Below are 4,925 nucleotides of genomic sequence, written 5' to 3'. Positions count from 1 at the left end.
GTAAATCCACAACCAGTAGTGCCACAGCCAACTGTGGTACAGGAAACAGTAAATCCACAACCAGTAGTGCCACAGCCAACTGTGGTACAGGAAACAGTAAATCCACAACCAGTAGTGCCACAGCCAACTGTGGTACAGGAAACAGTAAATCCACAACCGGTAGTGCCACAGCCAACTGTGGTACAGGAAACACCAGTAGTGCCACAGCCAACTGTGGTACAGGAAACAGTAAATCCACAACCAGTAGTGCCACAGCCAACTGTGGTACAGGAAACAGTAAATCCACAACCAGTAGTGCCACAGCCAACTACGGTACAGACAAAGGTAGAACAACAAGTAGGACAGTCAGTAGGAGTTATTAGTCGTAGAAATAACCAACCTCAGTCACAACCAGTTCTAGTTTATAACCCCTCTCTGCTTTTAATACCTCGCCATGAGCCTGCAGATGTAATTCCTACCCAAAGAGACTCATCTATAGTTGACTGGTTAGAGACATCAGGCAGAATGTTACCTAGAGATCCTGCAGAATCAGACAATTATCTAGAAGAGGAAGAGGAAATTTCAGAATTGATAGCTGTAGATGATAATTTTAGTGATGATGATGTTTTAGAAGGAAATGAAGATGACTCGGGTGAATAGATATTTATAATAATTAATAATTAATAATTAATAATTAATAATTAATAATTAATAATTAATAACCAAAAAGCTATTCAGTTAAAAGTTGAATTTGATAACTATTTAATCAAACCTAAACTATAAAAAAAAGTGTGTGTGGAGGAGATTTTTTATGCAAAATAAAATCATTGTTAGCAAATCTATTACTTTATCGGGAGAAAACTTATTCTTGGGTCTGGGTTTAGGGTTAAGTTCTTTTGCCCTAATTTTGGATAGCATAGCTAATCGAAATATCGGTATAGAATCTCTGAGTTTACCTCTAATTCTATGTGGTCTAGCAACTGCAAGTTTGGGGTATTGGGTTATACCCATACTTAGAAGACTTAAAGCTGGACAAATAATCCGGGAGGATGGCCCCCAAGCTCATCTACAAAAAGCAGGTACTCCAACTATGGGAGGCATATTTTTTGTACCAGTAGGAGTAGCGATCGCTCTGTTATTATCTAAATTTCATCCAGATGTCATGGCAGTATCGGCAATAACCCTAGCTTACGGTTTGATTGGTTTGCTAGATGATTGGAAAATTTTGCAACGTAAGTCTAATAAGGGAATATCCCCGAAAATGAAATTGGCTTTGCAGGTGGGTTTTGCAATGCTATTTTGTGGATGGCTAGCATGGAGTCAACCTAGTACAGTTACTAATATTGCTTTACCATTTGGTTTACAATTATCTTTAGGATTACTATTTTGGCCTCTGGCAGGTTTTGTTTTAGTCGCAGAAAGTAATGCTACAAATCTTACGGATGGTGTTGATGGTTTGATGGGAGGTTTGGGAGCGATCGCTTTTTTAGGGTTAGCTGCTTATTTAGCTCCTACTGCTCCGGAGTTAATGATTTTTTGTGCTTGTATGAGTGGTAGTTGTCTTGGTTTTGTTGCTCATAACCATAATCCTGCTAAGGTGTTTATGGGTGATACAGGATCGTTAGCTTTGGGTGGAAGTTTAGCTGCAGTTGCTCTACTAACTAATACTTTATGGATATTATTAATTCTTAGTGTGATTTTTTTAATAGAAACTCTTTCGGTTATTGCTCAAGTGGGTTATTACAAGGCAACAAAAGGACGTGATGGTGTAGGTAAGCGCTTATTTAAAATGGCTCCTTTTCATCATCATTTAGAATTGTCTGGTTGGTCGGAAACTAAAGTGGTGGGATGTTTTTATTTAGTTAGTGCAATTTTGGCTAGTTTGTGCTTATTTTAAAAATAAGTATTCAGTCAGAGGAGTCAGGAGTCAGGAGTCAGGAGTCAGGAGGGAAGAAAGAAGCAAGAAAGAAGACCGGGAAAAGGAGAAAGTTTTTTTATCACTAATAGACATCTGTTCATTAATTGATAATGGATAATGAATAATGGATAATTACCTCTGGTTAAAACTGTTACGGAATTGAATATAAGGAAATCGGATTTCTTTTTTCTCCTTAAAAGGAGAAGCTTTAAACCTTTGGGGATTAATTATCAATTATCAATTATCAATTATCCATTGGTAAAAATCAAAAATAAAATCAATTCTTATCCATAAATTATCAATTATTTCTCCCTGTTGCCTGTTGCCTCTTTTCTAGAAATGTCTAATACCAATTTGATAAATGTTTGCTACAAATAGCTAGGGTATTTCTTAGAATTCAGCAATCCTGCAATTCAGGAGCCGTATGGGAATAGATTTAATACCAGTTTTCAGTTCGTAAATTCTCTTTTTTGTCAAAAGGACATTTCCTGCAAAATCTTTTTATTCCACTTATTATTCGTAACATTCTTTTTTCACGCTTGGTATAATAGGCATCTCCAATAATAAAAAATAAAATCAATTCTCCCATAGAAATTATCAATTATTTCCCCCTACTCCCTACTCCCTCTTTTCTGAAGATGTCTAATTATCCGGACATGATATAAATTATTAATTGAAAAACCGATCATGACAAAAGTTTCGGTAATTGTACCAATTTATAATGGTGAGAAAGACTTGCCAGACTTGATAGAATGTCTACGGTTGCAAACTTATCCTGCTGATCAAGTAGAATATTTACTTGTGGATAATAATAGTGGCGATCGCAGTAAGTCACTAATTGAAGCAGCAGCAGAGTCAAATCAAATTACAATTTGTCTAGTTACTGAAAATCAAATTCAAAGTTCTTATGCTGCTCGCAATGCTGGTATCCGTGCTGCTAGTAGTGAGATATTTGCTTTTACTGATGGTGACTGTCGTCCTCAACCTCAATGGTTAGAAAATTTAATTCAGCCATTTTCTGACTCTAATATTGGCATTGCAGTGGGAGAAATACTTGCTTTACCTGGGGACAGTTTATTAGAAAAATATGCAGATAAACAAGATACTCTTTCTCAAAAACATACTTTAGCTAATTCATTTTGTCCTTATGGTCAAACTGCTAATTTAGCGATTAGAAAGCAAGCATTTGTAGAGGTGGGATTATTTCGTCCTTACTTAACAACGGGTGGAGATGCTGATATTTGTTGGCGGATTTTACGAGAAACTTCTTATCAGTTTAAGTTTGTAGAAAATGCAGTAGTTAAACATCGTCATCGTTCAACTTGGAAAGATTTACAAAGTCAATGGCGCAGGTATGGAAAGTCAAATAAGTATTTGCATGAACTCCATGGCATCGATCTAATGCGAGAGTTTAAAACAAAGGAGTATGTGTATCGTTTGAGTAGATGGTTATTAAAAGAGTTGCCTCTAACAACGATGAAAATAATATCAGGTAAAGCAGAATTGGTAGAGTTGTTTGATACTCCGATTGGTTTGTTCAATGGTAGGGCAAGAATTATTGGTCAAAAAGAAGCAAAATTATCAGATGAAGCACGAAAAATTGAAAGATTTTAGTCTAACTTTTTGTAAGCATTCAGTCGTCAGCTATCAGCTATTGCTTTTGGTGTGAATTTAAAGCTCTATTAATTGAGCTAGAATTAATCTTACTACAAAAGTCGTTCAAGTCTATTTTCATTTAAACTATCTCCTTAAAAGCAGGGTATTCTTGCTGAAAACAGACTGCTAATAGCTGTTTGCGCAGCATTCCACAGGAAACGCTTACAACTTTTTTTATATAAAATTTCACTCAATTAGAATGCTTTAATGATTAATTTTTATAGAAGCTATTATAATTGCTTATCTAGCTAATTCGGAGTCAGATTTCAAAGATGAAGGACTGAATTTTGGGCAAAATATAGATGTTTAAAATAGTTTAGTCGATCAATGTTTAACTAACTAAATTTATTATTTTTCTACAGGCTGTATTGTGATATTATTATTGATGCTTACTCCAGTAATAATATTGGTAGTTCATTAATTGATAATGGATAATAGATAATGAATAATTTATAATTACCTCTGGTTAAAACCGTTACGGAATTGAATATAAGGAAATATTATTTCTTTATCTTGGTCGATTGGATATGGTTAGGAAACCCATCCATCCCATCCTACGGAATGCTCCGCAAACGACCGCTTTTTTCCCCTTAAAAGGGGAGGCTTTAAACCAGAATTATTTAATTATTAATTATTAATTATTAATTATTAATTATTAATTATTAATTATTAATTATTCGGTAAGCTAAATTGAATCTGTTTAAAACAGGCGAAAAACTGATACATAATCTAACCAAAGAGGAGATAGTAAAATGAAAAACTTGACTGTTGATAGTCAGAAGAACTGTTTATTAGTAGACAAAACATGGATGGAAAACCTGCAGAAAGAGGCTGCATCTGCAAGTTTAGATCCTGGTATGTATGTTTTGCGGATTAAGAGTGGCTCATTTAGCTATGGTAGTGGTATGGGTGCTGAACCATTTGTGTTACTCTGGATATATGGTGGCAAATTTGTTAACTTGAAGACAAATGTTGAAACTTCAGCTACATGGTCTTCTTTAAATGGATATGATGATACGATTACATTGGAAGTCAAAGAAGCAATTACAGTTAGTGCTTTATTTCTTGATGTTTATGAAGATGATAATTCTGGTGAAGTTACTGTTTCTATTTTGGATGCGTAAATCATCAGTTTAATATTGGCTATTTTGTCAAAAAATTAGTAATAAATTTGACGCGATCGCTCTCTTAAATTAGTTAAGTGAGCGGTCGTTTCTGTTTATTTTGAAGGAAGAAGGAATAATATCATGTCCGGTTGAACAGTTATAAATAAACACTCAGAATTCAGAATTCAGAATTCAGAATTCAGGAGGGAAGAAAGAAGAAAAGAAGGAGAAAGTTTTTTATCACTAATTATCCGGACATGATATAA

Annotated in this window: 4 protein-coding genes; all 4 read left to right on the top strand. The window is 34.7% G+C overall.

What is annotated here, in order from left to right:
- A partial coding sequence (locus F6K54_RS15390) for a DUF3134 domain-containing protein (RefSeq protein ID WP_293078916.1) occupies nucleotides 1-639 on the top strand: 639 nt, incomplete at its 5' end.
- Between the two features lie 151 nt (nucleotides 640-790).
- On the top strand, nucleotides 791-1,876 hold the full coding sequence (gene mraY, locus F6K54_RS15385) for a phospho-N-acetylmuramoyl-pentapeptide-transferase (RefSeq protein WP_293078915.1): 1,086 nt from the start codon (nucleotides 791-793) through the stop codon (nucleotides 1,874-1,876).
- A 708-nt stretch (nucleotides 1,877-2,584) separates the two neighbouring features.
- Nucleotides 2,585-3,511, top strand: a complete 927-nt coding sequence (locus tag F6K54_RS15380) for a glycosyltransferase family 2 protein (RefSeq protein ID WP_293078913.1) — start codon at nucleotides 2,585-2,587, stop codon at nucleotides 3,509-3,511.
- 794 nt (nucleotides 3,512-4,305) lie between these two features.
- Nucleotides 4,306-4,677, top strand: coding sequence for a hypothetical protein (locus F6K54_RS15375; protein ID WP_293078911.1), 372 nt, complete (start codon nucleotides 4,306-4,308; stop codon nucleotides 4,675-4,677).
- Nucleotides 4,678-4,925 lie beyond the last annotated feature (248 nt).

The organism is Okeania sp. SIO3B5, from assembly GCF_010692555.1.
Taxonomy (GTDB): Bacteria; Cyanobacteriota; Cyanobacteriia; order Cyanobacteriales; family Microcoleaceae; genus Okeania.
This window is presented reverse-complemented; position numbering and strand designations above follow the sequence as displayed.